The sequence below is a fragment of the Solirhodobacter sp. genome, from assembly GCF_964715405.1.
In genome coordinates this window covers 99,321-124,430 of the sequence record NZ_CBAICG010000005.1, presented here as the reverse complement: position 1 = coordinate 124,430, position 25,110 = coordinate 99,321, and the positions used below count along the sequence as shown (strand labels likewise).

Sequence of the window (25,110 nt, the reverse complement as noted above, 5' to 3'; positions counted from 1 at the left end):
CGGTTGCCGGGTTCTGCCTCAGGCCCCTACGGCGAGGCGTCGCGCCTCGGCCGGGTTGGGATCGCGCAGCACATAGCCGCGGCCCCAGACCGTATCGATGTAGTTCTCGCCCCCCGTCGCCTCCGCCAGTTTCTTGCGCAGCTTGCAGATGAAGACGTCGATGATCTTCAATTCGGGTTCGTCCATGCCGCCGTAAAGATGGTTCAGGAACATCTCCTTGGTCAGCGTGGTGCCCTTGCGCAGGCTCAGAAGCTCCAGCATCTGGTATTCCTTGCCGGTCAGGTGCACCGTCTTGGCGGAAACCTGCACCGTCTTGGCATCCAGATTGACCTCGATCATGCCGGTGCGGATGACCGACTGGGCATGGCCCTTGGAGCGGCGGATGATGGCGTGGATGCGCGCCACCAGTTCCTCGCGGTGGAAGGGTTTCGTCAGGTAGTCGTCGGCACCGAAGCCGAAGCCCTTGATCTTGTTCTCGGTATCGTCGGCCCCCGAGAGGATCAGGATCGGCGTATCGACCCGCGCCAGGCGCAATTGGCGCAGCACGTCGTGCCCGTGCATGTCCGGCAGGTTGAGATCAAGCAGGATCAGATCGTAATCGTAGAGCTTGGCGAGGTCGATCCCTTCCTCGCCCAGATCCGTGCAGTAGACGTTCAGGTTGGCGTGCGTCAGCATCAACTCGATGCTGCGCGAGGTCGCCGGGTCATCTTCGACCAGAAGAATTCGCATGTCCGATACTCCGCTACAGTCCCCCGTCGGTTAACGACACTGACGGCCATTGGTTAACCAGGGGTTACTGTGCCAGAGCGCGAGCGAAAAACAACTTAAAGTTGTCTGTATTTCTGGATGGTTGTCACTTTCAGCCCCGCCACGCCATGCGCCTCGACGGCCGCGCGCCAGAGTTCGAATTCCTCCTCCGACAGCGCATAGCGCTGCAGCGCGTCTTCACGCGAAATCAACCCATGCGCCACCGCCTGCACCACCACCGCCTTGCGGCTGGCGACCCAGCGCCGGGTGTCGGCGGCAGGCAGATCGGCCCGGCTCAGCACGCTGCCGTCCGGCAGGGTCACCTGTCGCGGCCCGTCTACTCGCTTGAGATACATCGCGGTCCCCTCGGTCCTGTCCGGCAAGTCTCGCCAGTCAGGCTTAAGGACGGGTGAAACCCGGGGGTTGAGAATATGTCGTATTTTCCTATATTGCTTATGGTCTTGGAAAGGACGCCCGATGCCGCTTGACCGCCCCACGCTGCCGCTGAATTCGCTGGGCCTGCCCAAGGCCCCGGCCGACACGCGCGTGGTGGTGGCGATGTCGGGCGGGGTCGACAGTTCGGTGGTCGCCGCGATGCTGGCCGAGGAAGGCTACGACGTGGTCGGTGTCACGCTGCAACTTTACGACCACGGCGCGGCGCTGGCGAAAAAGGGCGCCTGCTGCGCCGGGCGCGACATTCACGACGCGCGGCGGGTGGCCGAGACGATGGGGTTTCCGCATTACGTGCTCGACTACGAGAACATCTTCCGCGACGCGGTGATCGACGAATTCGCCGACGCCTATCTGGCGGGGGCGACGCCGGTACCCTGCATCCGCTGCAACGAGCGGGTGAAGTTCAAGGATCTGCTCGCCACCGCGAAAGACCTTGACGCCGACTGCATGGCGACCGGGCACTACATCCAGCGCAAGCTGGGCGTCCACGGGCCGGAACTGCACCGTGCCGCCGATCCGGCGCGCGACCAGAGCTACTTCCTGTTCTCGACCACCGCGCCGCAACTGGCCTATCTGCGCTTCCCGCTGGGGCACCTGTCCAGCAAGGCGGAAACCCGCGCGCTGGCCGTCCGCTATGGCCTGCCGGTCGCCGACAAGCCCGACAGTCAGGACATCTGCTTCGTGCCCGACGGCAACTATGCCGCCGTGATCGAGAAGCTGCGCCCCGGTGCGGCCGATCCCGGCGAGATCGTCGATCTGGCGGGCCATGTCATCGGCACCCATCGCGGCGTGATCCACTACACCATCGGCCAAAGGCGTGGCCTTGGCATCGGCGGCATGGGCGACCCGCTCTATGTCGTGAAACTCGATCCCGCCACGCGCCGGGTGATTGTCGGCCCGAAAGAGGCGCTGGCCACCACCCGCGTGCCGCTGCGCGAGGTCAACTGGCTGGGCGACGTGCCGCTGACGGCGCAGGCCGAATGGCCGATCGAGGTCAAGGTGCGCTCCACCCGCGCGCCGCGCCCGGCGATCCTGCGCCCGCTGTCGGCGACCGAGGCCGAGGTGGAACTGCTGAGCGCCGAGGAAGGCGTCAGCCCCGGTCAGGCCTGCGTCTTCTATGCGCCCGACGGCAGCCGGGTGCTGGGCGGCGGCTGGATCTGGAAGGGCCGCTAACGCGAATTGCGTTCGATCTGACGCAAGGACATCAGAATTCGCCCGACTCTCGGGGCGAACTCTGATTCATGTTGAACGCAATTCGCGCTAACGCGCCGCCAGCCGGTCATGGGCCAGTTGCGCGGCCAGCGTCGGCAGGGTCAGGCGGTCGCGGATCAGCGCCAGCCGCGCGGGCGTGAAATAACCCGCCACGTCGAGCAGGTTCAGCGTCGCCATCAACTCGCCGCCCAGCACCACCGGCATGTTCACCACCGAGCCGAGGCCAAGCGAGCCGATCAGCGCGTGATCGGGGAACACCGTGGCGATCTCGGCCAGGGTGTTGGCGACAAAGGTCTCGCCGCGGTCGATCACGGCTTCGGTCCAGCGGTTCGGCTCGACCACCTTTGTGCCCGAGACGGGATAGGGGCCGGGCATGTTGGAATAGCTGCGCCGCGCCAGCGCGCCGCCCTTTTCCACCGTGGTCACGCTGACGAGTTTCGCCCCCAGCACCGCCTGCACCAGCGCGTCGAGCGCGGTGAAGGCGTCGATCGGGGCGCGGGCTTTCGCCAGTGCGGTGGCAAAGGCGGTCATCGGATCGGGCGTCATGGCAGGGCTCCTTGCGCGGAAAGATGAGACAGGACGGACCGCGCGGCGCGCAGTCCCGGCGGCTCGCCGCCAAGGCCGAGGCGCGTCATGCAATCGGCCATCGCACGGCGCTGCGCCGCGCGCTCGGGCCCGTCACCCAGCATCCGCAACAGCGCGGGCGCGATCAGCGCGGGCTTGCAGGCCGCACCGATGAACTCGGGCACCGTGCGGGTGTCGGTGACCAGGTTCACCAGCGTGAAGGTATCCACCCGGATCATCCGCTGCATCAGCACACGCGACAGCCAGGCGACATCATAGGCCACCACCATCGGCACCCCCGCCGCCGCCAGTTCCAGCGACACCGTGCCGGACGCCGCCAGCGCCACGTCGGCGGCGCGAAAGGCCGCGCGCTTCTGCGCCACCTCCTCGACCACGACGGGCGCACCCGGCCAGCCCTGCACCATCTCGCGCACCGCCGCCGCCACGCCGCGCACCGTCGGCACCACCACCCGCGCCTCGGGGTGCGCGGCCACCACCGCGCGCAACACCTCGCCAAAGCGCGGGCCCAGCCGCGCCACCTCGCCCCGGCGCGAGCCCGGCAGGGTCAGGATCAGCGGCGCCCCGGCCGCGATGCCCTGCGCGGCGCGAAACTCGGCCGCCTCGGCCAGCGTCGCCAGCGGCTCCGCCACCACCGGATGACCGACGAAATCGCAGGTCATCCCCGCCGCCTCCATGTAGGGCGGCTCGAACGGCAGCAGCGCCAGCACATGGTCGATGACCTCGGCCATCTTTACCGCCCGCCCCGGCCGCCAGGCCCAGACCGAGGGCGCGACGTAATGGATGGTGCGCTGGCCGGGCCGCGCGGCGCGCACCCGGCGGGCGACGCGCAGGCAGAAATCCGGGCTGTCGATGGTGATCAGCGCGTCGGGGGCCAGCCCCACTACCGCGGCCGCCGTCTGGTCGATCCGCCGCATCAGCGCGCGATACTTCGGCAGCACCTCGGCGATGCCCATCACCGACAGCTCTTCCATCGGAAAAAGGCTCGCCATCCCCTCGGCCTGCATCAGCGGCCCGCCGACCCCGGCGAAGCTCACACCGGGCGCCAGCGACTTGAGCCCCGCCATCACCGCGGCGCCCAGCTTGTCTCCCGACGGCTCGCCCGCGATCAGGAACAGCTTCATGGGTCGCGCGACCACAGGAACAGCCCGCGCCGGTCGGCCTCGGCCACCATCGCGGCGCGGTCCAGCAGGACGACGCCGCCAGCCTCGAAGACGATGCCGCCAAGGCCCGCCGCGGCCGCGCCGATCACTGTCTGCACCCCCAGCGCGGGCAGGTCGATGCGGCGGTCCTGCCCCGGCTTCGGCGCCTTGTACAGCACGCCGCGCCCCTGCCTGGGGTCGCGCCGCAGCACCGGGTCGATCCCGGCCACGAAGCGCAGCATGGCATCGGTGCCCGGCAACGCCTCGACGGCCAGGCACAGGCCCTGCGCCACCACCGCGCCCTGCCCCACATCAAGGCTGCCAAGCCCGGTCACGATCGCCTCGGCCCGGCCAGCATCGCGCCGGTCGGCATCGGAGGGCTGCACCGCGCCAAGGACGCCCGCCGCAGGCACCAGCGCGGGCGCGACGTCGGCCACACCGACCACCGGCAGCCCGGCCTCTTCGAAAAACCCGATCACGCCGCGCAGAAGCCCGTCGTCGCCCTGCTGCATCGCCGCCAGAATGCGCGGCACCAACGCCGCCGTTTCGGCATCGAACAGCGCGGGGTCGAGCCTGGGCCGCTGCACCGCCCCGGCAAAGATCACCTGCGTCACGCCCTGATCGGCCAGCGCGCGCATGAAGGGCACCATCCGTTCGGCGCGGAACTCGATTTCGGCGGTCAGCCCCTCGATGGTGTAGCCATGCACGCCCGCGACCAAGGGCACCCGGCCGTGCGCCAGCAGGTCGCGCGCCACCAACCCCGGCAGCGCCCCCGTTCCGGCGATGATGGCAACCCGGCCCGGCATCAGCTTGGCGTCAGAAATGACCGGTCGGACCCGGCCAGGATGAAGGCGGTGACCTCACGCACATAGTCGCTGTCGGTTTCCTCCGACAGGCGGCGGGCGCGGTCGACAAAGGCGCCCTCGCCCTGCGCCAGCATCTGGTAAGCGGCGCGCAGGGCGGTGATGTCGGCCCGCTCGACCCCGCGCCGCTTGAGGCCCACCAGGTTCAGCCCGTCAAGCTCGCCGCGCGGGCCCTGCACCAGGCCGTAGGGGATCACGTCATTGGTCACCATCGTGACCGCGCCGATGATCGCCCCGCGCCCGACGCGCACGAACTGGTGGATGCCCGACAGCCCGCCGATGATCACGTCGTCGCCGATCACGCAATGCCCCGCGATAGCGACCTGATTGGCCAGCACGATCCGGTCGCCAAGCTGCGCGTCGTGGCCGACATGGGCGCCCGTCATCAGGAGGCAGTCGTCGCCGATGCGGGTGACGCCACCGCCGCCCTCGGTGCCGGTGTTCAGCGTCGCCCCCTCGCGGATGCGGTTGCGCTTGCCGACGATCAGCCGCGTATGCTCGCCACGGAATTTCAGGTCTTGCGGCACCTCGCCGACGCAGGCGAAGGGCCAGACCACGGTGCCCTCGCCCAGGTCGGTCCAGCCGGTGACGACGGCGTGGCTTTTCAGCTCGACCCCCGGCGCCAATGTCACCTCGGGCCCGACCACCGCGAAAGCGCCGATGATACAGCCCGCGCCGATGACGGCGCCCGGCTCGATCACCGCCGAAGGATGGATGCGGGCCGCGGCGTCGATCGTCATCCGCTCACCCGCGCTTGAGGTCGATCATGGCGGTGAACTCGGCCTCGGCCGCCAGTTCACCCTCGACCATCGCCTGACCGTGGAATTTCCAGACCCGCCCGCCGCCGCGCTTGACCGTCACGTGCATGCTCAACACATCGCCGGGCACCACCATGCGGCGGAACTTGCAGCCGTCGATGTTCATGAAATAGACCAGCGGGTTCTTGTCGACCAGATCGAGCGACAAGCTGACCAGCACCGCCGAGGTCTGGGCCATCGCCTCGATGATCGTGACGCCCGGCATGATCGGCACGCCGGGAAAATGGCCCTGAAAATGCGGCTCGTTGAAGGTGACGTTCTTCACGCCGATCGCCGACTTGTGCGGCACGATGCTGTGCACCTTGTCGACGAACAGGAACGGAAAGCGGTGCGGAATGCAGCGGTAGATGAGCGCGAGGTCGGCACTGAGCATCGCCACCGGGGCGTCCTGGCTGGCAACTTCGGCGGGGCTCTGCGTCATCCATGTCTCCTTCGTGAGGCGTACGAGCGGGGTCGCCTGCCTGACTAGCAACTCGGCCCGAGGGTGGCAAGGCGCGCTAGTTGCCCGGTGCGGGCGTCGCGCCGCCGACATCGGGCACCAGTGTCGGGGCCAGTGTCGGGGCCGGTGTCGGGGGCGGTGTCGGGGGCGGCACCGCAGGCGCGGTGCCGTCGCCCGGCGCGGGCTCCAGTTGCGTGCCGTCGCCGATCTTCGCGTCGATCCGCTGGATCGCGCGATCGGTGATGTCGATGCCCCGGAATGCCAGAAAGATCGCCTGCGTATTCAGGATCGCCACCGCGCCGGTCTCGCGCACCAGATCACCAAGGACCGGCAGCGCGGTTTGCAGGAACCGCTGCCGTTCGGCCTCGCGCTGGTGGTCGAGATCGCTGTTCTTGGCCCCCTGCGCCGCGCGGATGCCTTCCACTTTGGCGTCGAAGGCATCGGCAAGCTTGCGAAACTCCTCCGGTGTCAGCTTCGGGCGGCGCTCGGTCAGGTCACGCTCTTCCGCGGTCAGCTCGCCCTCCTTGATCCGGTTCTCGGCGGCAAGCTGGCGGGCCTTGTCTTCGTATTCCCGTTCGACCCGCTGGCCGAACTTCGAGCCGGTGAACAGCCGGTCGGGGTCGATCGTCAGCACCGGGCTTTGCATCGGCAGCGTCCCGGCCCCGGTCGACGTCGCATCCGGGGCGGTCACGGCGGCGGGTGGGCCCGCGACGGGTGGCGCAGAGTCGGGTGCCAGCGCATCGGGTGCGACGGTCCCGGCGTTCTGGGCAAGCGCGAGGGCGGGCGCGACGAGCAGCGCAAGAGCGACCGCAGCGACGCGCCCGGCCCGCATCAGAACTTCGTCGCGATCGACAGGTTGAAGTTCTGCACCTGATCATACGGCATCTTCTTGATCGCGCGCGAGAAGTCGAAGCGCAGCGGCCCGATCGGCGTGGTCCAGTAGAGCGTGAAGCCCAACGCGGCCCGCAGGTGGAAGCCGCCGTCCACCGCGACGCCGTAGGTATCCTGCAGGTTCCAGACCGAACCGGCGTTCATGAACACACCGCCGCTGATGCCGTAGTCTTCCGGCAGGCCCAGCGGGAAGATCGCCTCAACCCGGCCCACGACATAGGTATTACCGCCAAGCGCGTCGTTGGCTGCGGTCGTCGTGTCGCGCGGGCCAAGCCCGTTGGTCTTGAACCCGATGATCTTGCCGTTCAGGAAGTAGCGATCGGCCACAGTGTTGTCCTGCCCGCCGAGCATCGAGATCACACCGCCCTCCAGTTGCGCGCGCAGCGTCACCGATTCATGCGCGACCTTGGTCTGGGCGGAGGCCAGCGCCGTGGTCGCGATGTATTTCGCCGAGCCACCGAGCCCCGTGAAATCCTGACCAAAGCGCAACTGCATGCTGGTTTTCGGGCTCAACGCATCCCGGTTGGTGTCGAAGCTGTAGGTATAGCCAAGACCGCTGTAGGTGCGGCCCCCGCCTTCACTGGTGATGATCGTCGACGTATCGGCGTCGAAGTTCTTCAGCATGTTGCGCCCGACGCTGTAGCGCAGTTCCAGCCGACCGCGCGCGCTGACCGGAAACTCGATCGCCGGGCTGAACGAAACCAGCCGCGTGTCATAGGTCGCGTAGCTGTGCGTCGTGGTCGTATAGCCACCGTTCAGCTTGAACGCGAGGTCGCGGCCGAACAGCGCCGGCTCGATGAAGCCGAACGACGACTGCTGATCCGTGCTGGTGGTGTTGATGTTGGCGCTGACCGACTGGCCGCGGCCCAGGAAGTTGTCTTCCGAGAAGCTGAGCGCCAGGCCGAAGCCGCCGCTGATGCCATAGGTGCCGCCAAGCGACAGCGTGCCGGTGGGTTGTTCCTGCACCGTGACGTTGACGATCGCCTGATCGGGCGTGTCCCCCTGTTGCGGGTTGACCTGCACATCCTTGAAGTAGCCGAGCGCCTTGATGCGGTCCGACGCCGCCTTGACCTCGCGCGGGTTGAACGGGTCGCCTTCGACGGCGTGGAACTGGCGCCGGATCACGCGGTCCTGCGTGGTCGAGTTGCCCTCGATGTCGATCCGCTCGATGAAGACCTTGGGGCCGCGATCGACGACGAAGTTCACGTCGAGCGCCAGGTTCTTGTCGTCGCGGATGATCTTCGGCGTCACGCGGATGAAGTTCAGCCCCTTGCGGATCGCCTCGTTTTCCATCCGGGTCACGGTGTCGTCGATGATCGTCGGCGAATAGGTCACGCCCGGCCGGATCCGGATCTGCGCCTGGAAGTCCTTCAGGTCGATGTCCTTCAGCTCGGTCGTCGCGTAGGTCTTGGCAAAGGCGTAGGGCTGGCCTTCCTGAAGCATGAAGGTCAGGTAGAACCCCTTGCGCTCGCGGTCGATCTGGGCGTTGGCGTCGAGCAGGCGGAAGTCGATGAAGCCGCGCGAGTGATAAAAGTCGGTCAGCTGCTGTTCATCCTGGGCCAGCCGGTCCGGCACAAAGGTGTTGTCGCTGAAGAACTGGTGCAGGAAGCCGACCTGCTTGGTCGCCAGAACCTCGCGCAGGCGACGGTCCGAGAAGGTCTGGTTGCCGATGAACGACAGCCGCTGCACCTCGACGGTGCCGCCTTCCTGGATGTCGAACACCAGATCGACCCGGTTTTCCGAGCGTGGAATGATCTTCGCCGTGACAATGGCGGCATAGCGCTTGGTCTGGCGGTAGGCCTCGGTGATCGCGGCCGCGTCCGCCTCCGCCAGCGAGGGCGAATAGACCCGGCGCGACTGCGATTTGATCAGCTTGGCGAGGTCTTCGGACTTGAGCCGCTTGTTGCCCTCGAAGTTGATCACGTTGATCGTCGGGAATTCCTTGACCTTGATCACCAGCCGCGACCCCGAGGGCTGCATGTCCACGGTCTCGAACAGGCCGGAGTTCACGATGCGCTGGTAGGCATCGTTCAGGTCGCCGTCGGTGACCGGCTTGCCCTTGGGAATCGCGGCGTAGGTCAGAACCGTGCCGGTTTCGATCCGTTGCAGCCCGTCGACCTGAACCACGGTGAAGGTGTAGGTTGCCGCCTGCGCACGGAGCGCCGCAGCGAACACAGCAAGGGCGATTGCCACCACGGCGAAGGCCCGAAGGAGCACACCTGCCACTCCCCGGCCGATACCGTTCGCCGCTTGGGCGCCGCGTTCGTCGTGCATATTCATTCCGCCGTGTCAAAAATCCGTCAGACCTGACTAGCGGGATTGGGGGGGCTTGTCAAAAGGGGAGGCAGGCAACCGGGCAAGGCAACTGTGGACAGTTTGGCCTTTTTCGGCCCCGGCGGCGGCCTTAATACATCCCGGTCATCGCCTGGCCAAGGAAGGCCCCGGCCAGAAGCCCGGCGATCAGTGTGCCGACCATGAAGATACGGTCCCAGTTCAACCGGACGATGAGGGAAAGCCCTTGGTAGCCGTCCATGACCATGTGCATCTGCCAAACTCCGCTTCCAGACCGCGTGATCACGGTCTAGCGCGCGATTGTGGCCAGATTTGGGCGCCCGCCCGGCGCGCCGCGGCAGAATCCGGCGCGCCAAGGCGCAAGGGCGAAATGCCGCGGGCGATCAGGGGCAGAAGACGTCGTTGGACAGCGCGAAAGCCATCAGCGACAGGATCAGGAACAGCCCGCCCCCCATCAGCACCTTCAGCGCGCGGTCGCTTGGCGGGCGGCCGGTGACCGCCTCCCAGATGTGGAACACGAGGTGGCCGCCGTCGAGGATCGGCACCGGGAACAGGTTCAAGAGCCCCACCGCGATCGACAGCATCGCGATGAAGCCGAAGAAGCTCATCACCCCCTGGCTGGCCGCCGCGCCCGAGGTTTCGGCAATGCCGATCGGGCCGTGCAGGTTGCACGAACTGATCGCGCCGGTCAGCATGTGATAAAGCCCGCTGAGGCTGCTTTCCACGATGTAGCCGGTCTGCGTGAAGGCCCGGTCCAGGGCCTCGACCGGGCCGGGCGTGCGCGTCTTCGGATCGAAGGCGAGGCTGCCCGAGATGCCGATCAGCCAGCGCGTCTCGAAGGCGCCGCCGGTGGTCGGCAGGTCGCTGCGCTTGGGGGTCAGGGTCTCGTGCAGCACCTGTCCGTCGCGCCAGATCGTCAGGTCGACCGGCTTGCCGCCCGAGTCGCCGACGGCCGTGCGCAACTGCTCGAAGGCCCAGATCGGGGTGCCGTCGACCGCCGTCACCACATCGCCCAGGTGCACCCCCGCCGCGATCGCGGCCGATTGCGGGCTCAGGCCCTCGACGCGCGGCGGCATCGGAAACGGCCCGTCGACCGTCATCGCCTGACCGTCGCGCAGGATGCTGTAGCTGACCGTCGGGGCCGGCGAAAGCTTGCCGACCGCGGCGCCGAAGCTGGCGCTGTCGGGCGTCGGCATCCCGCCCATCGTCAGAATCGTGTCGCCGGCCTGCAGGCCCGCACTGGCGACCGGCATCGGTTTCATCTGGCCCACCGACGGCGGATCGGTCGGCACGCCCGACACCATGTAGAGCACGACCAGAAGGGCGATCGCGAAGACGAAGTTGAACGCCGGGCCCGCCACCACGGTCGCGGCGCGCGCCCAGAGCGGGGCGCCGTGCATGGTGTGGCGCCGTTCCTCCGGCGTCAGTTCCGACAGCGCCTCGGCGTCCTTGCCCGAGGCGGCGTCGCTGTCGCCGAAGAAGCGCACGAACCCGCCGAAGGGCAGCGCGCAAATCTGCCAGCGCGTGCCGCGCCGGTCCACCCGCGACACCAGCGTGGGGCCGAACCCGAGCGAAAACACCTCGGCGTGGATGCCCGACCAGCGGCCGACGATATAGTGGCCGTATTCATGCACCGCCACGATGATCGACAGCGCGACGACAAAGGCCACGACGGTATAAAGCAGCCCGCCGAACGACGGTATCATTCCGATAAGATCCACGCGTTCCTACCCTTGTTGCCTTGACCGCTGCCGGTCCATCACCTCACGCGCGACAGCGCGCGCCCGCTGATCCATGTCAAGAACAGCATCCAGATCAACCGGGGCATTCGTAAGACCGCTTTCGCCCGAAAGCCGGGCAAGCGTCTCTTCCACCGCCGCGGCCATGCCGGGAAACCGGATGCTGCCGTCAAGGAAATGGTCCAGCGCCACCTCCTTTGCCGCATTGAAGGCCGCCCCGGCAAGCCCCCCCGCCTTCATAACCTCGCGAGCGAGGCGGAGCGCGGGGAACCGCACCGGGTCCGGCGCCTCGAAGCTGAGGCTGCCGATGGCGGCCAGATCAAGCCGCGCCACCGGCGTTTCGCGCCGCTGCGGCCAGTTCAGCGCGTAGCCGATGGCGTGCCGCATGTCGGGCGCGCCCAGATGCGCCATCACCGCGCCGTCAATAAAGCCGACCAGCGCGTGCACGATCGATTGCGGATGCACCAGCACCTCGATCCGGTCGGGGTCGATGCCGAAGAATTCGCGCGTCTCGATCAGTTCCAGCGCCTTGTTGAACAGGCTCGCCGAATCGACCGAGATGCGCCGCCCCATCGTCCAGTTCGGATGCGCCACCGCCTCGGCGGGGGTCGCCCGCGCGATGCGCTCGGCGCTCCAGGTGCGGAACGGCCCGCCCGAGGCGGTGATGATGATGCGCTCGACCGCCGCGATATCCTCGCCGGTCAGGGCCTGGAACACCGCCGAATGTTCGCTGTCGACCGGCAGGATGGTGGCGCCATGCCGCCGCGCCTGCGCCAGCAGCAGCGGCCCGGCCGTCACCAGGCTTTCCTTGTTGGCCAGCGCCAGGGTGCCGCCCTGCGCCAGCGCCCGGAACCCCGGCACCAGCCCCGCCGCCCCGACGATCGCCGACATCGTCCAGTCGGCCGGGCGATCCGCCGCCTCGGCGATCGCGTCCGGCCCGGCGGCGACCTCGGTGCCGCTGCCCGCCAGGGCCGCCTTGAGGTCGGCGTAGCACTCGGCATTCGCCGTCACCGCCAGGCCCGCCCGCAACGCGCGCGCCTGCGCGGCCAGCAGCGCGACATTCCGCCCGCCGGTCAGCACGGAAACCTGGTAGGCCCCTGCCCCGCCCTGCCGCGTCAGCAGATCGACGGTGTTCTGTCCGATCGAGCCGGTGGCGCCGAAGATCGCGATCCGCCGCACCGCTCAGTGCCCTGCGATCGGAGTGAGAATGCTGACCACCGGGACATGCACGAAGATCGCGAAGGCCAGCATCGCCAACGACGCGCCCAAGAGCCCGTCGAACCGGTCCAGCAGCCCGCCGTGGCCGGGGATCAGGTTTGAGCTGTCCTTGATGCCCGCCCGCCGCTTGATCGCGCTTTCGGTGATGTCGCCCATCTGCGAGGCGAGCGAAATCGCCGCGCTGATCCAGATCAGGTCGGTGCCCGCGCTGGTGAACCGGGTGAACAGCAGCCCGATCGCCGCGGCGCCGATCCAGCCCGCGATGGTGCCCGACCAGGTCTTTTTCGGGCTGATGCGGGGCCAGAACTTCGGCCCGCCGATCAGCCGCCCGCCGAAGTAGCCCGCGATGTCGGTGATGATGACGACGAAGATCAGCCAGAACAGCCAGGTGCCACCGTTGTCATCGCGGAAGTCGGTCAGCCCGTCGGCCGCCAGCAGGACCGCCAACCCGTAGGCAAAGCAGATCGCCCGGTCGCGCGCCACCAGCGAGGCGGCGCCCGCCGCCACGGCCACCAGCATCGCGATCTCGATCGGGCCGGAGGTGACGCGGGCCGCCACGATCGCCCCGGCGCCCAGGGCGCAGGCGATCAGCGCCTTGCGTCCCGCCCCCAGCATCGCCGCCAGTTCCCACAGCATCAGCCCGGTGGCGACGGTCGTCAGCGCGGTGAACCAGATCCCGCCCAGCCGCACCGCGACGATACCGACCAGCGCCAGCAGCAGACCCGAAATCATGCGCTGGCGCAGGTCGGCCCATTTTGCCGGCGGCTTCATGCGCTGACGGCCCCGAAGCGGCGGTCGCGCACGGCCACGCGGTCGAGGATCGACGCCAGTTCCTCGACGGTGAAATCCGGCCAGAGCGTCTGGGTGAACTCGTATTCGGCATAGGCCGCCTGCCACAGCAGGAAGTTCGAGACCCGCGTCTCGCCGCTGGTGCGGATCACCAGATCGGGGTCGGGAAGGTCGGCGGTGTCAAGCGCGCGTTCGATCACCTCGCTGTCGATCTGATCGGCGGTCAGCGTGCCCGCGGCCACCTGCGCCGCCACGGCGCGCGCGGCGCGCACGATCTCGTCGCGCCCGCCGTAATTGATCGCCACGGTCAGGTTCAGCCTTGTGTTGCCGCTGGTGCGCATCTCGATGCCCGCCATCAGGCGCTGCAACTTGGCATCCAGCCGCGAGCGGTCGCCGATGAAGCGCATCCGCACCCCTTCCGCCGACAGCCGGTCGGCCTCGCGCTCGATGTAGCGCGCGAAGATGCCCATCAGGCCCAGCACCTCTTCGGTGGAACGTTTCCAGTTCTCGGTCGAGAAGGCGTAGATGGTGATCCAGCGGATGCCGAGGTCGGGGCAGGCCCGCACGATCTGCTTGACCCTCTCGGCGCCACGGCGGTGACCGACCAGCCGCGGCCAGCCGCGCTGCGTTGCCCAGCGGCCGTTGCCATCCATGATGATGGCGACGTGCTCGGCGGTCCTGCGGGACGGGAGCGGGGTTCCCGTGGTGTCGTCGGCGGCCACTTCCTGTCCCTTCCGGTCGATCCTGCGCGCCTAGACGTGCATGATCTCCTGCTGTTTCGTCTCAAGCGCCCGGTCGACCGCGGCAATCGCCTTGTCGGTCAGCGCCTGCACCTCGTCGGCATACATCTTGGCGTCGTCCTCGCTCAACCCCGCCGTCTTGGCGCGCTTGAGCTGGTCCATCCCGTCGCGGCGCACGTTGCGGATCGCGACGCGGGCCTGTTCGGAATAATGCGCGGCGACCTTGGTCAGCTCGCGCCGCCGTTCCTCGTTCAGTTCGGGGATCGGCAGCCGGATGATCGGGCCGTCTACCACCGGGTTGATGCCGAGACCCGAGTCGCGAATCGCCCGTTCGACCTTCGAGATCATCGCGCGGTCCCAGACGTTGATCGTCACCATGCGCGGCTCGGGCACGTTGATGGTGCCAAGCTGGTTGATCGGCGTCATCTGACCGTAGGCGTCGACCTGAATCGGGTCCAGCATCGACGCCGATCCGCGCCCGGTGCGCAGCGTGGCGTATTCCTGCCGCAACGCGACCATCGCGCCGTCCATCCGCCGCTGAAGGTCGTCCAGATCAATCTCGGTCGCGTCATCCGCCATCGTTGTTCCTCTTCCCTGCCTCGTGCCCTGTGGATCAGGGGTCGCGTCGTGTTGGTATACCAACAAGCCACCCCCGAGTGTAGAGCCTAGCCGTGAACGCGGGTGTAAGTTCCCTCGCCGCGCAGAATGCCGCAAAAGCCGCCGGGCTCGTCAAGCGAGAAGACGATGATCGGCAGGTCGTTGTCGCGCGCCAGCGCGATCGCCGAGGCATCCATCACGCCCAGATGCCGTTGCAGCACCTCGTCATAGCTGACGGTCGCATAGCGCCGGGCGTCGGCGTGTTTCTTGGGATCCTTGTCGTAGACGCCGTCCACCTTGGTGCCCTTGAAGATCGCCTCGCAGCTCATTTCGTTGGCGCGCAGCGTGGCGGCGGTGTCGGTGGTGAAATAGGGGTTGCCGGTGCCGGCCGCGAAGATGCAGACCCGCTTCTTTTCCAGATGGCGCACCGCGCGGCGGCGGATGTAGGGCTCGCAGACCTGATCCATCGGGATCGCCGAGATGACGCGGGTGAAGACGCCGATCGCCTCCAGGCTGGCCTGCATCGCCAGCGCGTTCATCACGGTGGCCAGCATCCCCATGTAATCGGCGGTCGTGCGCTCCATCCCCTGCGCCGAGCCTTGCAGGCCGCGGAAGATGTTGCCGCCGCCGATCACCATGCAGATTTCCACCCCCAGATCGCGGACCGCCTTGATCTCTTGCGCGATCCGCTGGACGGTGGGCGGATGCAGGCCGTAGCCCTGGTCGCCCATCAGCGCCTCGCCCGATATCTTGAGCATCACCCGCTTGTAGGTCACCACAGGTGGATGAGACGATGCCTCGTTCATGCGATGCGCTCCCGGTCTCGTGAAATCTTGACTGCGGCGCAAAATGTCGGAAAACGCGGCAAGGTTCAACGCCTAAGCGGCATGGATCGGGGCCGCAACGGAGAGGCCGAGTGTCACAGACCATCGCAGCCGGGCGCCCGGTGCTGATCGCGGGGCCGACCGCCTCGGGCAAATCGGCGCTGGCGCTGCATCTGGCGCAAACCCAGGGCGGTGTGATCGTGAACGCCGACGCGTTGCAGGTCTATGGCTGCTGGCGCCTGCTGACCGCCCGGCCGGGCGCGGAAGACGAGGCCCGCGCGCCGCACCGCCTCTATGGCCATATCGGGCGTGATCAGCCCTATTCCGTCGGTCACTGGCTGCGCGAGGTGGCGGCGATTCTGGCCTCGGGCGCGCGGCCGATCATCGTCGGCGGCACCGGGCTTTACTTCACCGCGCTGACCGCCGGGCTGGTGGAGATTCCGCCCACCCCTGCGGAGGTCCGCGCCGAGGCCGACGCGCTGCGCGCCGCGCGGGGCACCGGCGCCCTGCTCGAAAGGCTCGACCCCGCCACCAGGGCGCGCATCGACACCGCCAACCCCGCCCGCGTCCAGCGCGCCTGGGAAGTGCTGCGCGCCACCGGCCGCGGGCTGGCCGACTGGCAGGCCGACACCGGGGCGCCGCTGCTGCCGCTGGCGGAAACCGAGGCGCTGGTGATCCACGCCGCCCCCGAACGGCTGGCGCCCCGGATCGACCGGCGGTTCGACGCGATGATGGCCGCGGGCGCGCTGGAGGAGGTGCGGGCGGAACTGCCGTTCTGGCAACCGGCGCGCCCTTCGGCCCGTGCCATCGGGGCACCGGAGTTGGTCGCCCATCTGCGCGGCGAGCTGCCGTTCGACGCCGCCGTCGCCGACGCGAAGCTCGCGACGCGGCAATATGCCAAGCGCCAGCGCACCTGGTTTCGCAACCGGATGCACGGCTGGCGCGCGATCGAGCTTGGCTGAGGTCGGCGGTGCGGATGCGCCACGCTTCGCCGACGCGGCGTGGGACCGCGCGTTTTCCGCTTGGGATCGGCTGCCGCACCCCCTAGGATTCCCCGACAAGACCACCCGGGGACCGACGCAGGATGAACGACCAGCAATCGAGCGGCAGCGCCGCACGGGTTATCGCGATTCCGCGCCTTGCGGCCGGCGGGCGCTGGCGGGTCGAGGCGATGCGCAGCATTTCCGAGCCGCTCTTGCTGTGGTTCACCCGCGGCCAGGGTCGCATCACCGTGGGCGGCGTCACCCGCGGCTACGGGCCCCACAACGCGATCTTCATTCCGGCGGGCACCATGCACGGCTTCGAGGCCTCGCAGCATGTCTTTGGCAGCGCGCTCTTTTTCGGGCCGAACAGCAACCTGCCGCTGCCCGAAACAGCGCAGCACCTGCGCATCCGCGATGCCGCGACGCAGATGGAACTGACCGCCCTTTTGGACACCATCCAGCGCGAGAAGGACGGCGCCAAACCCGGCCACGCCCGTGCGATCCATCACCATCTTGGCCTGCTGTCGGTCTGGATCGAACGTCAGGCGGCGCTGCAACCGCCCGAAGCGATCCGCCCCGATGCCGCCCGCCGCCTGGCGCAGAAATTCAGCGTGATGCTGGAACGTGATTTCCGCACCGGCATGGGCGTGGCCGACTACGCCGCCGCCCTTGATGTGACGCCCACCCACCTCAGCCGGGTCTGCCGTCAGGCCTGCGGCCGCCCGGCCTCGTCGCTGCTGCAGGACCGCGTGCTGTTCGAGGCGCGCCGCCTGCTGGCCGAAACCCGGATGCCGGTCAACGAGGTCTCGCGCAGCCTCGGCTTCACCTCCGCCGCCTATTTCACGCGCGCCTTCCAGCACCGCACCGGCAAGACCCCGACCGCCTTCCGCAAGTCGGCCTGAGCGCGCTCTTTTCTCGAAACGGGGCCGCGCGGGCTTGACCGGAGGCGACGGTGGGGCTTTTCTAGCGACATGTCGCAAATGTCCGACAAACTGCCGAATGTAGACGTAGACGTCGGACCAGAACTCGTGCGCTATGACGGAAGACGATCCACAAGGACGGACGCTCGGCCTGCTTGCTGCAAACGATCACGAGCGAAAACAATATCACTGACAGGGAGCTATCTCATGACTGACACGAAGACGGACGGCACGCAGTTGCACCCCGCGGCCCGCATGTATGCCGAAGAGGTCAAGGCAGGCGAACTGAGCCGCCGCGAATTCCTCACGCGCGCCTCGGCGCTGGGGATGTCGGCGGTTGCCGCCTATGGCCTGATCGGCCTCGCCGCACCCACCGCCAAAGCCGCGACGGCAACACCGAAGGCCGGCGGCACGCTGCGCATGGACATGGAAACCAAGGCGCTGAAAGACCCGCGCCTGGCCGACTGGTCGCAGATCGCCAACTTCACCCGCGGCTGGCTGGAATACCTCGTCGAGTACAACAGCGACGGCACCTTCCGCGGCATGCTGCTGGAAAGCTGGGCCGCGAACGATGACGCGACGCAGTTCACGCTCAACGTCCGCAAGGGCGTGAAGTGGTCGAATGGCGACGACTTCACCGCCAAGGACGTGGTGTTCAACCTCACCCGCTGGTGCGATGGCGCGGTCGACGGCAACTCGATGGCCAGCCGGATGCCCGCGATCATGGACGGCAAGAAGCTGAAGGACGGCGCGATCGAGGTGAAAGACGATCACACCGTCGTGCTGCACCTGAACACCCCCGACGTCACGATCATCGCCGGGATGGCCGACTACCCGGCCTCCATCGTGCACCCGAGCTATGCGGGCGGTGATCCCTCGGTGAACCCGATCGGCACCGGCCCCTATCTGCCCGAGACCAACCAGGTCGGCGTCAAGCAGGTTCTGGCGAAGAACACCAAGCTGGCCTGGTGGGGCACCACCGCCGAAGGCTGGGGCGGCCCCTACCTCGACAAGATCGAGTTCATCGACCTCGGCACCGACGCCTCGGCGATCGCCGCCGCGGCGCAGGCTGACGAAATCGACATGACCTACCAGACGGTCGGCGATTTCGTGAAGGTGTTCGACGGCATCGGCTGGGAAAAATCCGAGGCGAAGACCTCGGCCACCATCGCCGTGCGCTTCAACCAGGCCGCGGCGGACTACAAGGACGTCAACGTCCGCAAGGCGCTGCAACTGGCCGTCGACAACAAGGTGGTGCTTGAACTTGGCTATGCCGGTCTCGGCAGCCCGGCCGAAAACCACCACGTCGCGCCGATCCACCCGGAATACTACCAGTTGCCGCCGCTGAAGGTCGACCCGAAGGGCGCCAAGGCCGCGCTCGACAAGGCCGGCATGGGCGATCACGAGTTCGAGCTGATCTCGATCGACGACAGCTGGCAGGCCGCAACCTGCGACGCCGTCGCCGCGCAATTGCGCGACGCGGGCATCAAGGTGAAACGGACGATCCTGCCGGGCTCGACCTTCTGGAACGACTGGACCAAGTATCCGTTCTCGGCGACCGAGTGGAACATGCGTCCGCTGGGGGTTCAGGTGCTGGCGCTGGCCTACAAGACGGGCGGCGCCTGGAACGAGACCGCCTTCGCAAACGCCGAGTTCGACACCCTGCTGGCGAAGGCGATGTCGATCGCTGATGCCAACAAGCGCAAGGAAGTGATGAAGCGGGTCGAAGAGATCATGCAGGAACAGGGTGTGCTGATTCAGCCCTACTGGCGCTCGCTCTACCGCCACTACAAGAAGACCGTGCACAACGTCGAAATGCACCCGACGTTCGAAATGCACGTCTACAAGTGGTGGATGGAAGCCTGATCCAGTCCGATCGCCGGAGAGGCCGGGGTTTCCCGGCCTCTCCGGTCCCTTCTGCGTGACGCGGACGGGTGCCGCGCGACCGTATCTTGCGGTCGCGACTGTCCTGTCCCGGAAAGGGAGCCATGCTCAAGTTCTTGCTGCGGCGGCTTGGCACGATGATCCTGACGGCCTTCTGCCTGACCTTCATCGTGTTCTTCCTGACAAACCTGCATCCCAATCTGGTGAAACTCGCAAAAACCGAGGCTTCTTCCCGGATGAGCGACGATCAGGTGACAAGCTGGCTGCAAAACCACGGCTTCGCCGACCCGCTGGTCGCCCGCTACGGTGAATGGCTGGGGCTGGTGCCCGGCTGGACCGGCACCAACGCGGAAACCGGCAAGCCCACCGGGCGCTGTGTCGATCCCAACGCGCCCGACACGCCCGCGCCGCGCTTCTGCGGCATCGTCCAGGGCAACTGGGGCACCTCGACGGTGTTCAAGCAGCCGGTCTCAACGATCATCGCGATCCGGATGGGGCTGACCGGCCTCCTGATGCTCTGGGTGCTGATCGTGATGATCCCGACCTCGCTGATCATCGGCATCCTGTCGGGGATGCGAGAGGGCTCGCGCACCGACCGGGTGCTGTCCACGCTGTCGATCGCCTCCACCGCGACGCCGGAATACGTCTCGGGCGTGGTGCTGATCGTGCTCCTCGGCTCCTCCACCGTCGGCCTGTCGCCGCTCTTGACGCACTGGGGCCTGCTCGACTCGGGCACGCTCTTCAAGGGCTCGGCCTCCAGCGCGATGGACCACATCACCTTCAACAACTTCGCGCTGCCGGTGATGACGATCGCGCTTTACGGCATCGGCTACATCGCCCGCATGACACGCGCCTCGATGACCGAGGTGATGACCGCGCAATACATCCGCACCGCCCGGCTCAAGGGCGTCAGCTTTCGCAACGTAGTGCTGAAACACGCGCTCCGGAACGCGCTGATCGCGCCGTTCACGGTGATCATGCTGCAGATCCCCTGGCTGCTGAACGGCGTGGTGATCACGGAAACGCTGTTCAACTACAAGGGCTTCGGCTGGACTCTGGTGTCCGCCGCCGAGGGCAACGACATTGAACTTCTGCTCGGCTGCTCGGTGGTCGCGGTGGTGGTGGTGCTGCTGACCCAGCTCATCTCCGACATCGGCTATGTCTATCTGAACCCCCGCATCCGGATTTCCTGAGGAGGCCCCGCATGGACGCTCTGACCACCGGCGGAATCCTGGCTCAGGTTCTGTTGCGCTTCGTTCCGGTCTGGATCGCGCTTGTCGTCACCCTCGTGCTGTCGTTGGTGTTCCGGCGCCGGCTCGGGCTTTACGGCAAGCTGTTCGACAGCCCGGTCGGCATGGTCGGCCTGGTCATGGTGATGTTCTGGGCCTACACCGCGCTCTTTGCCGACATGATCATCACCCACGACCCGCTGGATCAGGTCGTGCAGCTCAAGAACGCCTGGCCCGGCGCGGCGATGCCCGCGGGCGGGACGGGCTATCCGTGGTACATCTTCGGCGGCGACAACCTCGCCCGCGACGTGTTCAGCCGCATGGTGATGGGCGCGCGCCGCGTGCTGATCATCGCGCCGGCGGCCACCACCTTCGCCTACATGGTCGGCGTCACCCTCGGCCTGCCCGCGGGCTATTCCGGTGGACGCCTCGACACGATCCTGTCTTTCGTCGCCAACCTCGTGCTGGCCTTCCCGGTGATCCTGCTCTTTTACCTTCTCGTCACCCCCGCGATCCGCGAGACCGGCGTGCCGATCTACCTCGCCGCCGTGCTGTTCCTGTTCCCGATCCTGTTTCTCACGGTGCTCTGGAACAGCCGCTACTTCACCTCGCCGTGGAAGCGCAACCTCTACGTCGGCCTGACCCTGGTGCTCGGCTTCTGGGCCTATTCCGGCCTCGCCTTCAACGCCGATCCGCTCGGTGTCTTCGCGATGGACTCGAACATGCTCAACGTCTTCGTCTCGGTGGTCTTCGTGAACTCGCCCACCGTGTTCCGGATCGTGCGCGGCATCACCCTCGACATCAAGTCGCGCGACTACGTCGCCGCCGCCCAGACCCGCGGCGAGGGCCCGTGGTACATCATGCTGTGGGAGATCCTGCCCAACGCGCGCGGCCCGCTGATCGTCGATTTCTGCCTGCGCATCGGCTACACCACCATCCTCTTGGGAACGCTCGGCTTCTTCGGCCTCGGCGTCAGCCCGGAAAGCCCGGACTGGGGCTCCACCATCAACGCGGGCCGCAAACTGCTGTCGATCTACCCCTACCCCGCCTTCGTGCCCGCCATCGCGCTGATGAGCCTTGTTCTGGGTCTCAACCTGCTCGCCGACGGCTTGCGTGAAGAAAGCTTGAGGGATTGACGCACATGCGCCGCGCCTCTCAGTTCTTCCGTTTCTAAATATCCCGGGGGTCCGGGGGCAGCGCCCCCGGCCACCAGCCAACGGAGACCACCGATGAGTGACCAAACCGCCTGGAACCCCTCGAAGCCGATCCTCGAGATCGACCACCTCTCGATCAGCTTCTTCACCCGCCTGCGCGAGATCCCCGCGGTGATGGATTTTTCCTGCACCGTGATGGCGGGCGAGTCGATGGGGCTGGTGGGCGAGTCCGGTTGCGGCAAGTCCACCGTCGCGCTGGGGGTGATGCAGGATCTGGGCAAGAACGGCCGCATCGTCGGCGGCTCCATCAAGTTTAAGGGCCGTGACCTCTGCACCATGACCCCTGCCGAACTGCGGGCGATCCGCGGCAAGGAAATCGCCATGATCTATCAGGAGCCGATGGCCAGCCTGAATCCGGCGATGCGGGTGGGCGAACAACTGGCCGAGGTGCCGATCATCCATGAAGGCATGGCCCATGACGACGCGATCGCCCTCGCTCGCCAGATCATCGCCGATGTCCGCCTGCCCGACCCCGACCGCATCCTGAAAGCCTACCCGCATCAGCTTTCGGGCGGCCAGCAGCAGCGCATCGTCATCGCGATGGCGCTGATGTCCAAGCCGGCGCTGCTGATCCTCGACGAGCCCACCACCGCGCTCGACGTGACGGTGGAGGCCGGCATCGTCGATCTGGTGAAGGATCTGGGGCGCAAATACGGCACCTCGATGCTGTTCATCAGCCACAACCTCGGGCTGATCCTCGACACCTGCGACCGGCTCTGCGTGATGTATTCCGGCGAGGCGGTCGAGGCGGGCGCGGTGGTCGAGGTCTTCGACAAGATGCGCCATCCCTATACACAGGCGCTGTTCCGCTCGATCCCGCTGCCAAGCGCCGACAAGAACACAAGCCCGCTGATCGCGATTCCCGGAAACTTCCCGCTGCCGCACGACCGGCCCAGGGGCTGCAACTTCGGCCCGCGCTGCGATTATTTCCACGCCGGGCAATGTGACGCGCAGGACATTCCGATGGCCACGGTGCCGGGCGGTGACCGGCATCAAAGCCGCTGCCTGCGCTTTGCCGAGATCGACTGGGACATGCCCCCCGCCGCCCGCAAGGCGGTGCCCAAGACGCCGATCGGCGCGGTCGTGCTGAAGATGGAAGACCTGCGCAAATATTACGAGGTCTCGGCCGGCAACCTGTTCGGGGGCGGCCTCACCAAAGTGGTGAAAGCCAATGAAACCCTCAGTTTCGAGGCGCATGAGGGCGAGACGCTGGCGATCGTGGGGGAATCGGGCTGCGGCAAGTCGACCTTCGCCAAGGTGCTGATGGGGCTGGAAACCGCCACCTCGGGCTCGATCATGCTGTTCGACGAGAACATCCAGAACACCCCGATCGAGAAGCGCAACACCGATACGGTGTCTTCGGTGCAGATGGTGTTCCAGAACCCGTTCGACACGCTGAACCCCTCGATGACGGTCGGACGCCAGATCATCCGCGCGCTGGAAATCTTCAAGGAGGGCAAATCCGACGCCGAGCGCACCGAACGGATGCTGACCCTGCTCGACCTCGTGAAGCTGCCGCGCTCGTTCGCCGACCGCAAGCCGCGCCAGCTTTCAGGCGGGCAGAAGCAGCGCGTCGGCATCGCGCGCGCCTTCGCGGGCGGCGCCAAGGTGGTGGTGGCCGATGAGCCGGTCTCGGCGCTCGACGTGTCGGTGCAGGCGGCGGTGACCGACCTGCTGATGGAGATTCAGCGCAAGAACCGCACGACGCTGCTGTTCATCAGCCACGATCTGTCGGTGGTGCGCTACCTCAGCGACCGGGTGCTGGTGATGTATCTGGGCCATGTGGTCGAGATCGGCAGCACCGATCAGGTATTCTCGCCGCCCTACCACCCCTATACCGAGGCGCTGCTGTCGGCGGTGCCGATCGCCGACACGCGGGTGATCAAGAAGCGCATCGTGCTGGAAGGCGATATCCCCTCGGCGATGAACCCGCCGCCGGGCTGCCCGTTCCAGACCCGCTGCCGCTGGAAATCGCTGGTGCCGGGCGGACTTTGTGATATCGAACTGCCGTCGATGAAGACGATGGCCGCCGGGCACCAGATCAAGTGCCACCTGTCGGATGCCGTGCTGAACGGCATGGAGCCGGTGATCACCATCGCGGCGGAATAGCGCCGCGCGCCGGTTCACCGCAGCGATCCGGCCTCAGCTGCCGAGGATCGCCACGACATAGGCCTGGGTTTCGTCGAAGGGCGGCACGCCGCCGGTCTTGTCGACGGCTTCCGGCCCCGCGTTGTAGGCCGCCAGCGCCATCCGCCAGTTGCCGAAGCGGTCGTACATCATCCGCAGATAACGCGCACCGCCATCGAGGTTCGCCTTGGGGTCGGCGATATCGACGTTCAACTGGCGCGCGGTATCCGGCATCAGTTGTGCCAGCCCCGTCGCGCCCTTGTCCGACACGGCCGCCGGATTCCAGTTCGACTCGCGCTCGATCAGCCGCAGGAACAGGTCTTCCGGCACGCCATGAGCGCGGGCGACGGCGCGCGCCTGTTCATACCAGGCGCCGCGATAATTGCCGCCATAGCGTGGCAACGTGCCGTCACCGCCATCGGCGCGCTTGGGCTGCAAGCGGTCGGAATTCGTGTATTCGCGCGACAGCCGCGTATCGATCAGCTTGATCTGCGAGCGGAACAGCGCCAGCCGCGACGACGAGGTCGCCAGCAGGATCGTCTCTGCCCCGGCCGTCGTGGCCAGCGTGGTGGCCAGACAGACCGCTATGACCCCGTGCACGAAGCGCATCGCTTGTCCCCGATAATCTTGGCGCGACTATACCGAAATCGGTGCGATCCGCCACCCCGGCGCCCGGCCGATGCGCAAAGACCCGCCAACGGCTTCGGGAACGGTAACCTGTTCATAACCATGATGCGGTGTTGTAAGGAAGAGAACCAACGGGATTCGACGGGAGACGACGATGGCAGGCTCGGTGAACAAGGTCATTCTGATCGGCAATCTGGGCCGCGATCCAGAGGTGCGCAGCTTTCCGAACGGCGGCAAGGTCTGCAACCTGCGCATCGCCACCTCGGAAAACTGGCGCGACAAGGCGACCGGCGAGCGCAAGGAGCGGACCGAGTGGCACTCGGTCGCGATCTTCAACGAAAACCTCGTGCGCATCGCGGAACAATATCTGCGCAAGGGCTCGACCGTCTACATCGAGGGCCAACTGGAAACCCGCAAGTGGCAGGACCAGTCCGGCGCCGACCGCTATTCGACCGAGGTCGTGCTGCGCCCGTTCCGGGGCGAGTTGACCCTGCTCGGCGGTCGCGGCGATGCGGCGGGTGCGGGCGAGACGGGCGGCTATGACAGCGGTCCGGCCTCGGGCGGTTACGGCGGCGGGTCGGGCGGCGGCGGGTCGGGCGGCGGCTATGGCGGCGGCTCTACGGGTGGCGGCTCTACGGGTGGCGGCTTCGGGGGCGGGTCGTCGGGCGGCGGGCGTGGCGACATGGACGACGAAATTCCGTTCTGACGCCACCCTCACGACACCCGTGAACCGCCGCGGGGTCATCCCTCCGCAGCGGTTCCTCATTCCATGACCGGCAA

At 67.2% G+C, this 25,110-nt stretch carries 25 protein-coding genes; 8 read left to right on the top strand and 17 right to left on the bottom strand.

Annotated features, from left to right (window positions below):
* Window positions 1–18 precede the first annotated feature (18 nt).
* Together ctrA and sciP are read right to left on the bottom strand one after the other, a co-directional pair.
* The gene (gene ctrA, locus AC11WY_RS03635) at window positions 19–729 is read right to left on the bottom strand and encodes a response regulator transcription factor CtrA (protein WP_482922627.1); all 711 of its coding nucleotides are present in this window, start codon (window positions 727–729) and stop codon (window positions 19–21) included.
* A 95-nt stretch (window positions 730–824) separates the two neighbouring features.
* Window positions 825–1,103: a CtrA inhibitor SciP gene (gene sciP, locus AC11WY_RS03630; protein ID WP_482922625.1), complete on the bottom strand. Its 279-nt coding sequence runs from the start codon at window positions 1,101–1,103 to the stop codon at window positions 825–827.
* Window positions 1,104–1,224: 121 nt separating this feature from the next.
* Between sciP and mnmA the strand changes: the two genes are divergently transcribed.
* Window positions 1,225–2,373, top strand: a complete 1,149-nt coding sequence (mnmA, locus tag AC11WY_RS03625; protein ID WP_482922623.1) for a tRNA 2-thiouridine(34) synthase MnmA — start codon at window positions 1,225–1,227, stop codon at window positions 2,371–2,373.
* Window positions 2,374–2,460: 87 nt separating this feature from the next.
* On the opposite strand, the gene AC11WY_RS03620 is transcribed toward mnmA, so the two are convergent.
* The 14 genes from AC11WY_RS03620 to pyrH all read right to left on the bottom strand — a co-directional run bounded on the left by AC11WY_RS03620 (window position 2,461) and on the right by pyrH (window position 15,328).
* Window positions 2,461–2,958 (bottom strand): GAF domain-containing protein, encoded by a 498-nt coding sequence (locus tag AC11WY_RS03620; RefSeq protein ID WP_482922621.1) that lies wholly within the window; start codon window positions 2,956–2,958, stop codon window positions 2,461–2,463.
* Window positions 2,955–4,118, bottom strand: a complete 1,164-nt coding sequence (lpxB, locus tag AC11WY_RS03615; RefSeq protein WP_482922619.1) for a lipid-A-disaccharide synthase — start codon at window positions 4,116–4,118, stop codon at window positions 2,955–2,957. Before lpxB ends, AC11WY_RS03620 begins: the two co-directional genes overlap by 4 nt.
* On the bottom strand, window positions 4,115–4,945 hold the full coding sequence (locus tag AC11WY_RS03610) for an LpxI family protein (protein ID WP_482922655.1): 831 nt from the start codon (window positions 4,943–4,945) through the stop codon (window positions 4,115–4,117). Before AC11WY_RS03610 ends, lpxB begins: the two co-directional genes overlap by 4 nt.
* A complete protein-coding gene (lpxA, locus tag AC11WY_RS03605; protein WP_482922617.1) occupies window positions 4,942–5,739 on the bottom strand; it encodes an acyl-ACP--UDP-N-acetylglucosamine O-acyltransferase in 798 nt (265 codons plus the stop codon). Before lpxA ends, AC11WY_RS03610 begins: the two co-directional genes overlap by 4 nt.
* Before the next feature lie 4 nt (window positions 5,740–5,743).
* Window positions 5,744–6,238 carry a 3-hydroxyacyl-ACP dehydratase FabZ gene (fabZ, locus tag AC11WY_RS03600; RefSeq protein ID WP_482922615.1) on the bottom strand — a complete coding sequence of 165 codons (495 nt, stop codon included), beginning with the start codon at window positions 6,236–6,238 and terminating at the stop codon, window positions 5,744–5,746.
* Between the two features lie 76 nt (window positions 6,239–6,314).
* On the bottom strand, window positions 6,315–7,088 hold the full coding sequence (locus AC11WY_RS03595; RefSeq protein WP_482922613.1) for an OmpH/Skp family outer membrane protein: 774 nt from the start codon (window positions 7,086–7,088) through the stop codon (window positions 6,315–6,317).
* Window positions 7,088–9,421, bottom strand: coding sequence for an outer membrane protein assembly factor BamA (bamA, locus tag AC11WY_RS03590; RefSeq protein ID WP_482922611.1), 2,334 nt, complete (start codon window positions 9,419–9,421; stop codon window positions 7,088–7,090). The genes AC11WY_RS03595 and bamA overlap by 1 nt, the downstream gene beginning before the upstream one ends.
* Before the next feature lie 130 nt (window positions 9,422–9,551).
* The gene (locus AC11WY_RS03585; RefSeq protein WP_482922609.1) at window positions 9,552–9,692 is read right to left on the bottom strand and encodes a hypothetical protein; all 141 of its coding nucleotides are present in this window, start codon (window positions 9,690–9,692) and stop codon (window positions 9,552–9,554) included.
* A 130-nt stretch (window positions 9,693–9,822) separates the two neighbouring features.
* A complete protein-coding gene (rseP, locus tag AC11WY_RS03580) occupies window positions 9,823–11,160 on the bottom strand; it encodes an RIP metalloprotease RseP (protein WP_482922607.1) in 1,338 nt (445 codons plus the stop codon).
* 6 nt (window positions 11,161–11,166) lie between these two features.
* Window positions 11,167–12,357: a 1-deoxy-D-xylulose-5-phosphate reductoisomerase gene (gene dxr, locus AC11WY_RS03575; protein ID WP_482922605.1), complete on the bottom strand. Its 1,191-nt coding sequence runs from the start codon at window positions 12,355–12,357 to the stop codon at window positions 11,167–11,169.
* 3 nt (window positions 12,358–12,360) lie between these two features.
* On the bottom strand, window positions 12,361–13,167 hold the full coding sequence (locus AC11WY_RS03570; RefSeq protein WP_482922603.1) for a phosphatidate cytidylyltransferase: 807 nt from the start codon (window positions 13,165–13,167) through the stop codon (window positions 12,361–12,363).
* Window positions 13,164–13,907 carry a polyprenyl diphosphate synthase gene (uppS, locus tag AC11WY_RS03565; RefSeq protein WP_482922601.1) on the bottom strand — a complete coding sequence of 248 codons (744 nt, stop codon included), beginning with the start codon at window positions 13,905–13,907 and terminating at the stop codon, window positions 13,164–13,166. The genes AC11WY_RS03570 and uppS overlap by 4 nt, the downstream gene beginning before the upstream one ends.
* A 30-nt stretch (window positions 13,908–13,937) precedes the next feature.
* Window positions 13,938–14,504 carry a ribosome recycling factor gene (gene frr / locus AC11WY_RS03560; protein WP_482922599.1) on the bottom strand — a complete coding sequence of 189 codons (567 nt, stop codon included), beginning with the start codon at window positions 14,502–14,504 and terminating at the stop codon, window positions 13,938–13,940.
* Between the two features lie 86 nt (window positions 14,505–14,590).
* Window positions 14,591–15,328, bottom strand: coding sequence for a UMP kinase (pyrH, locus tag AC11WY_RS03555; protein ID WP_482922597.1), 738 nt, complete (start codon window positions 15,326–15,328; stop codon window positions 14,591–14,593).
* 110 nt (window positions 15,329–15,438) lie between these two features.
* On the opposite strand from pyrH, the gene miaA reads away from it, so the two are divergent.
* The 6 genes from miaA to AC11WY_RS03525 all read left to right on the top strand — a co-directional run bounded on the left by miaA (window position 15,439) and on the right by AC11WY_RS03525 (window position 23,685).
* The gene (gene miaA / locus AC11WY_RS03550) at window positions 15,439–16,308 is read left to right on the top strand and encodes a tRNA (adenosine(37)-N6)-dimethylallyltransferase MiaA (RefSeq protein ID WP_482922595.1); all 870 of its coding nucleotides are present in this window, start codon (window positions 15,439–15,441) and stop codon (window positions 16,306–16,308) included.
* A gap of 122 nt (window positions 16,309–16,430) precedes the next feature.
* Window positions 16,431–17,231 carry an AraC family transcriptional regulator gene (locus AC11WY_RS03545; protein WP_482922593.1) on the top strand — a complete coding sequence of 267 codons (801 nt, stop codon included), beginning with the start codon at window positions 16,431–16,433 and terminating at the stop codon, window positions 17,229–17,231.
* A gap of 225 nt (window positions 17,232–17,456) precedes the next feature.
* Window positions 17,457–19,115, top strand: a complete 1,659-nt coding sequence (locus AC11WY_RS03540; RefSeq protein WP_482922591.1) for an ABC transporter substrate-binding protein — start codon at window positions 17,457–17,459, stop codon at window positions 19,113–19,115.
* Window positions 19,116–19,237: 122 nt separating this feature from the next.
* Window positions 19,238–20,326, top strand: a complete 1,089-nt coding sequence (locus AC11WY_RS03535) for an ABC transporter permease (protein WP_482922589.1) — start codon at window positions 19,238–19,240, stop codon at window positions 20,324–20,326.
* 11 nt (window positions 20,327–20,337) lie between these two features.
* Window positions 20,338–21,498 (top strand): ABC transporter permease, encoded by a 1,161-nt coding sequence (locus AC11WY_RS03530; protein ID WP_482922587.1) that lies wholly within the window; start codon window positions 20,338–20,340, stop codon window positions 21,496–21,498.
* 93 nt (window positions 21,499–21,591) lie between these two features.
* Window positions 21,592–23,685: a dipeptide ABC transporter ATP-binding protein gene (locus AC11WY_RS03525; protein WP_482922585.1), complete on the top strand. Its 2,094-nt coding sequence runs from the start codon at window positions 21,592–21,594 to the stop codon at window positions 23,683–23,685.
* 33 nt (window positions 23,686–23,718) lie between these two features.
* Here the strand turns inward: AC11WY_RS03525 and AC11WY_RS03520 are convergent, their stop codons facing one another.
* Window positions 23,719–24,312 (bottom strand): lytic transglycosylase domain-containing protein, encoded by a 594-nt coding sequence (locus AC11WY_RS03520; RefSeq protein WP_482922583.1) that lies wholly within the window; start codon window positions 24,310–24,312, stop codon window positions 23,719–23,721.
* 172 nt (window positions 24,313–24,484) lie between these two features.
* Here AC11WY_RS03520 and ssb point away from each other — a divergent pair, with 172 nt between their 5' ends.
* Window positions 24,485–25,036, top strand: coding sequence for a single-stranded DNA-binding protein (gene ssb / locus AC11WY_RS03515; protein ID WP_482922581.1), 552 nt, complete (start codon window positions 24,485–24,487; stop codon window positions 25,034–25,036).
* Window positions 25,037–25,110 lie beyond the last annotated feature (74 nt).

Coding starts and splice junctions, on each gene's coding strand:
- ctrA (WP_482922627.1), bottom strand. CDS start 729: ATGCGAATTCTTCTGGTCGAAGATGACCCGGCGACCTCGCGCAGCATC.
- sciP (WP_482922625.1), bottom strand. CDS start 1,103: ATGTATCTCAAGCGAGTAGACGGGCCGCGACAGGTGACCCTGCCGGAC.
- mnmA (WP_482922623.1), top strand. CDS start 1,225: ATGCCGCTTGACCGCCCCACGCTGCCGCTGAATTCGCTGGGCCTGCCC.
- AC11WY_RS03620 (WP_482922621.1), bottom strand. CDS start 2,958: ATGACGCCCGATCCGATGACCGCCTTTGCCACCGCACTGGCGAAAGCC.
- lpxB (WP_482922619.1), bottom strand. CDS start 4,118: ATGAAGCTGTTCCTGATCGCGGGCGAGCCGTCGGGAGACAAGCTGGGC.
- lpxA (WP_482922617.1), bottom strand. CDS start 5,739: ATGACGATCGACGCCGCGGCCCGCATCCATCCTTCGGCGGTGATCGAG.
- fabZ (WP_482922615.1), bottom strand. CDS start 6,238: ATGACGCAGAGCCCCGCCGAAGTTGCCAGCCAGGACGCCCCGGTGGCG.
- AC11WY_RS03595 (WP_482922613.1), bottom strand. CDS start 7,088: ATGCGGGCCGGGCGCGTCGCTGCGGTCGCTCTTGCGCTGCTCGTCGCG.
- bamA (WP_482922611.1), bottom strand. CDS start 9,421: ATGCACGACGAACGCGGCGCCCAAGCGGCGAACGGTATCGGCCGGGGA.
- AC11WY_RS03585 (WP_482922609.1), bottom strand. CDS start 9,692: ATGCACATGGTCATGGACGGCTACCAAGGGCTTTCCCTCATCGTCCGG.
- AC11WY_RS03570 (WP_482922603.1), bottom strand. CDS start 13,167: ATGAAGCCGCCGGCAAAATGGGCCGACCTGCGCCAGCGCATGATTTCG.
- frr (WP_482922599.1), bottom strand. CDS start 14,504: ATGGCGGATGACGCGACCGAGATTGATCTGGACGACCTTCAGCGGCGG.
- pyrH (WP_482922597.1), bottom strand. CDS start 15,328: ATGAACGAGGCATCGTCTCATCCACCTGTGGTGACCTACAAGCGGGTG.
- AC11WY_RS03545 (WP_482922593.1), top strand. CDS start 16,431: ATGAACGACCAGCAATCGAGCGGCAGCGCCGCACGGGTTATCGCGATT.
- AC11WY_RS03540 (WP_482922591.1), top strand. CDS start 17,457: ATGACTGACACGAAGACGGACGGCACGCAGTTGCACCCCGCGGCCCGC.
- AC11WY_RS03535 (WP_482922589.1), top strand. CDS start 19,238: ATGCTCAAGTTCTTGCTGCGGCGGCTTGGCACGATGATCCTGACGGCC.
- AC11WY_RS03530 (WP_482922587.1), top strand. CDS start 20,338: ATGGACGCTCTGACCACCGGCGGAATCCTGGCTCAGGTTCTGTTGCGC.
- AC11WY_RS03525 (WP_482922585.1), top strand. CDS start 21,592: ATGAGTGACCAAACCGCCTGGAACCCCTCGAAGCCGATCCTCGAGATC.
- AC11WY_RS03520 (WP_482922583.1), bottom strand. CDS start 24,312: ATGCGCTTCGTGCACGGGGTCATAGCGGTCTGTCTGGCCACCACGCTG.
- ssb (WP_482922581.1), top strand. CDS start 24,485: ATGGCAGGCTCGGTGAACAAGGTCATTCTGATCGGCAATCTGGGCCGC.